Below are 1,195 nucleotides of genomic sequence, written 5' to 3' on the forward strand. Positions count from 1 at the left end.
TTAATATAAAATTGTCCTTATTTCATGCTGTTATAGATGATTTATACTAAATAACAGGGCAAAAAACGCCGCGTTTGTAGTGGTATTTATTTTAAGGTAAAGAGACATATATGAATTTGCAGCGGGTAGATTTAAATTTATTGGTACATCTAGATGTGTTGTTACGAGAAAAAAACGTCACTCGTGCAGCTGAGCAGCTTGGCATTACCCAACCTGCCATGAGTAATATTTTGCGCCGTTTGCGTAAGTTATTTAACGATCCTTTATTGGTGCGTTCATCAGAAGGGATGACGCCGACTGAGCGTGCGCTTGAGCTGCAACCACGCATTCGTGAGATACTGGCGGATTTGACACAAGTATTAGAGCCACGCACAGAATTTCGTCCTTATAGTACCTCGCGCGTTTTTCGTATCATGACCTCAGACTATGCTGAAGCGACATTGGTACCAAAATTGGTCAAAGCATTGCGCTCAGAGGCACCAAATGTCATCTTAGATTTTTTAACGCCATCGGACGTCTCATATCGTGATATGGAGCAGGGGCGAGTGGATTTGGCGATCAACCGCTTTAATGAAATTCCGCAAAGTTTCCACCAAGTTTTGGTCTGGCGTGATACCTTTAGCTGCCTATTGTCCTCTGACAGTCCCTATGCTCATCGCTTTAATCTAAAAAATTATCTTAAGGCGCAGCACGTTTGGGTCTCTAAAACTGGTATGGGTGTGGGATTTGGTGTCAATCCAGAAAAATCTGGTGGCCTAGGTTCAATTGATCAAGCACTGCAACGTTTAGGTCAAAAACGTCAAATCAGTGTTTTTACCCGCCACTATCAAATGCCAGCCATGCTTGCAGCCAATAAAGATTTGGTTGCAACTTTGCCTACGCGTGTGGCAAAAATGCAGGCTAATAACGACAGTATCATGATGGTCGAGCCACCATTTTTTATCCCTGAATTTGAGCTAACGATGGCGTGGTCGCCTTTGTTGCAGCATCATCCCGCCCATCGTTGGTTGCGTCAGCTTATCATGCATGTGGCTCGTCAAATTGTTGACGAAGAAGAGAATCCACCACAAGAAATTCCTGTGATGAATCATTTGTTTTAAGCCATTTGTTTTAAGCCATTTGTTTTAAGCCATTTGTTTTAAGCCATTTGTTTTAAGCCATTTATTTTTGGTTATCAGTTGCTTATTTATTAAAC

At 41.8% G+C, this 1,195-nt stretch carries 1 protein-coding gene; it reads left to right on the forward strand.

What is annotated here, in order from left to right; all coding sequences use genetic code 11:
• Positions 1 to 110: 110 nt before the first annotated feature.
• Entirely contained in the window at positions 111 to 1,100 is a 990-nt protein-coding gene (locus JMV76_RS14625) for a LysR family transcriptional regulator (protein WP_045444529.1), read from the forward strand.
• Positions 1,101 to 1,195 lie beyond the last annotated feature (95 nt).

The sequence above is a fragment of the Psychrobacter cibarius genome (genome assembly GCF_904845955.1).
Lineage (GTDB): Bacteria > Pseudomonadota > Gammaproteobacteria > Pseudomonadales > Moraxellaceae > Psychrobacter > Psychrobacter cibarius_B.